The 2,998-nt window shown below is 72.7% G+C and carries 3 protein-coding genes and 1 pseudogene; 2 read left to right on the top strand and 2 right to left on the bottom strand.

Going from position 1 to position 2,998, the window contains the following annotated elements; all coding sequences use genetic code 11:
• A pseudogene (locus HMPREF0731_RS25115) lies at positions 1-230 on the bottom strand (GNAT family N-acetyltransferase); the annotation flags it as partial.
• 182 nt (positions 231-412) lie between these two features.
• Between HMPREF0731_RS25115 and HMPREF0731_RS07445 the strand changes: the two are divergent.
• Positions 413-1,081, top strand: coding sequence for a haloacid dehalogenase type II (locus HMPREF0731_RS07445; RefSeq protein ID WP_007003453.1), 669 nt, complete (start codon positions 413-415; stop codon positions 1,079-1,081).
• 28 nt (positions 1,082-1,109) lie between these two features.
• On the top strand, positions 1,110-2,387 hold the full coding sequence (locus HMPREF0731_RS07440) for an NAD(P)/FAD-dependent oxidoreductase (protein WP_007003452.1): 1,278 nt from the start codon (positions 1,110-1,112) through the stop codon (positions 2,385-2,387).
• A 168-nt stretch (positions 2,388-2,555) separates the two neighbouring features.
• Here HMPREF0731_RS07440 and HMPREF0731_RS07435 read toward each other — a convergent pair.
• Positions 2,556-2,998 (bottom strand): Nif11-like leader peptide family RiPP precursor (locus HMPREF0731_RS07435; protein ID WP_040612521.1); only part of this gene is annotated, 443 nt, incomplete at its 5' end.

The following is a 2,998-nucleotide window of genomic DNA, read 5'->3' as shown; positions in this document are numbered from 1 at the left end:
ATCACCAGGCCGAGCGCGCCCTGCGCCGCGCCGAAGCGCCAGCCCATGGCGGTGCCGAGCAGCCGGCCTTCCGCCTCGGCCGCGACACCCTGGCCGAGCGCGTGCAGGAACTGCCAGTCCTCCAGCCGGTGCGGCCAGGACACGGCGGCGGACAGGCCCTGCGCCGCCGCCAGGTCGGCCTGCCGCAGCGGCCGCAGCACCGGCGCCTCCGCCATCCCGTCCCCCGCCATGCGCGCCCCTCCTTGCTGCCGGCCGGCAGACTTGCCACGCTGGCCGAGAACATGCTGCCGGACTGCGCCGGAAATTCGGCAGCTTCCACCGCCCCACCCCGGATGCGGCAGCGGACAGCACGCCCCCGGGCGCCGCAGCATCCTCCCGGCGGGCCAGCCCGCCCAGCCCAGGGATGTGACCGATGACCACGCTGCGGCCGAAATACATCACCTTCGACTGCTACGGCACGCTGACCAACTTCCAGATGGGCCCGCTGGCCCGCCAGGTCTTCGCCGACCGCGTCCCGGCCGAGCGGATGGACGGTTTCGTGCAGGATTTCGCCGCCTACCGGCTGGACGAGATCCTGGGCGACTGGAAGCCCTATGCCGAGGTGCTGCGCCGCGCGGTGGAGCGCAGCTGCAAGCGGCACGGCATCGCGTTCCGCGAGGCCGATGGCCGCGTCTTCTACGAGGCGGTGCCGGGCTGGGGCCCGCACCCGGACGTGCCGGAGCCGCTGGCCCGCGTGGCGCGCGAATTCCCGCTGGTCATCCTCTCGAACGCCGCCAACGAGCAGATCCACCACAATGTGGCGCTGCTGCGGGCGCCGTTCCACGCCGTCTACACGGCGGAGATGGCGGGCGCCTACAAGCCGCGCTTCCGGGCCTTCGAATACATGTTCGACCAGCTCGGCTGCGACCCGAAGGACATCCTGCATGTCTCATCCAGCTACCGCTACGACCTGATGTCGGCGCACGACCTGCGCATCGGCCACCGCGCGCATGTGGCGCGTGGGCATGAGCCGGTGGCGCCCCATTACGGCGCGCATGAGATCGCCGACATTGGCGGCCTGCCCGGGCTGCTCGGGCTCTGAGCGCGGGCGGCGCGGCGGGAGGCCGGGCATGAAGCTCATCCCCTACTGGCAGGACACCGCCACCCCCTTCGCCGGCGCGGCCGAGGGACCGCTGGAGGGCAAGGTGGATGCCGCCATCATCGGCGGCGGCTTCACCGGCCTCTCCGCCGCCCTGGCGCTGGCGCGGCGCGGCGCAAGCGTGGTGGTGCTGGAGGCCGGGCGCGTCGCCGCCGGCGCCTCCGGCCGCAATGGCGGGCATGTCAACAACGGGCTGGCGCACGACTTCCCCTCGGTGGTCGCGCGCCTCGGGCTGGAGCGGGCGCGCGCCCTCTACCACGCCTTCGACGACGCGGTGGACAGCGTCGAGCGCATCGTGGCCGAGGAGGGCATCGCCTGCGATTTCCGCCGCTGCGGCAAGATCAAGCTGGCCGCCAAGCCGGCGCATTACGACAAGCTGGCGGCCGGCTTCGAGCTGCTGCACCGCGAGGCCGATGCCGAGACCGCGCTGCTGCCGCGGGCGCGCATCCGCGAGGAGGTCGGCTCCGACCTGTTCCATGGCGGCGTGCTCTACCGGCGCAGCGCGCAGATGCATATGGGCCGCTTCGGCGCCGGGCTGGCGCAGGCCGCGGCGCGGCATGGCGCCCGGATCTATGAGCAGGCGCCGGTCACCGGCCTGACCCGGCTGCGCGGCCGGGCGCACCGGCTGGAGACGCCGCGCGGCCATGTCGAGGCAGCGCAGGTGCTGCTGGCCACCGGCCCCAGCCGGCAGGGCCCCTTCGGCTATTTCCGCCGCCGCATCGTCGCCGTCGGCAGCTTCATCATCGCCACCGAGCCGCTGCCGCCGGCGATGCTGGACGACATCATGCCGGGGCGGCGCAACGGCACCACCTCGCGCATCATCGGGCATTATTTCCGCATCAGCCCGGATGGGCGGCTGATCTTCGGCGGGCGGGCGCGCTTCGCCCTGTCGGACCCGGATTCGGACCGGCGCAGCGGCGCCATCCTGCGGGCCAACCTTCGGGAGGTCTTCCCCCAGCTCGGCGCGGTGCGGATCGACTATTGCTGGGGCGGGCTGGTGGACATGACCGCCGACCGCCTGCCGCGCGCCGGCGAGCATGAGGGGCTGCTCTACGCGCTGGGCCATAGCGGGCATGGGGCGCAGATGTCGGTGCATCTGGGCCAGCGCATGGCGGCGGTGATGGGCGGCGACGAGGCCGCCAACCCGCTGCGCGGCCTGCCCTGGCCCTGGGTGCCCGGGCATTTCGGCCCGCCCTGGTTCCTGCCGCTGGTCGGCGCCTATTTTTCTCTGAAGGATCGCTGGCGGTAGCGCGTCCGCCGCGCCAGACGGGCGGCGGCGCTTCTCCGGCACCCTGCCGGCCGGCGCGCGCAGGCGCGACAGGCCGGCCGCCGCAGCGGAACAGGCGGGCGGCGAAGCAGGCCGCCTGTTCCGCCAGGGCCGCGCGAGAAAATCGCGAGCGGGCCGGGAAGCGTCAGGTCAGTTCCTGTTCGTGTTTATGTTTATGAAATACGCGCCCCACCAGCTCGGAAGGTCGTACAGGCCACCAGCCACCTGATCCAGCGCCTGGTCGGACAGTTCCGCGGCGGCCTGCTGCAGATCCTGCGCCTCGATGTCGTAACCCGCGCGCTGGAGCATCGCGGCGGCGTCCTCCGCGCCGCGGGACTGCTGCAGCGCGGTGCCCAGCGTGTCCCTCAGGCCAGGCTGCCGCAGGTCCTGGGCCAGGCGTTGCATCTCCTGGGAACTCATCGCGTCATGCTCCGTGTCCGGCTGCCTGACCCGGCCTGGCACCGCCTGCCAGCCCACCGGCAGCATCGCCACGATCCTATCGCAATCCCATCGAACCGGAATGCCGCCCTGGCTCTCTTCCTGGCGACTTTGTATCACGGCCGCCATGCGGCCCACCGCCCGTCCGGCGGCAG

It is taken from the genome of Pseudoroseomonas cervicalis ATCC 49957 (assembly GCF_000164635.1).
In the GTDB taxonomy this organism is placed as follows: domain Bacteria; phylum Pseudomonadota; class Alphaproteobacteria; order Acetobacterales; family Acetobacteraceae; genus Pseudoroseomonas; species Pseudoroseomonas cervicalis.
Note: the sequence above shows the minus strand (reverse complement) of the source record. Positions and strands in the feature narration are given on the sequence as shown.

Bases quoted from the DNA above. Each gene is read 5' to 3' on its own strand.
- HMPREF0731_RS07445 (WP_007003453.1), top strand. From the start codon at position 413: ATGACCACGCTGCGGCCGAAATACATCACCTTCGACTGCTACGGCACG.
- HMPREF0731_RS07440 (WP_007003452.1), top strand. From the start codon at position 1,110: ATGAAGCTCATCCCCTACTGGCAGGACACCGCCACCCCCTTCGCCGGC.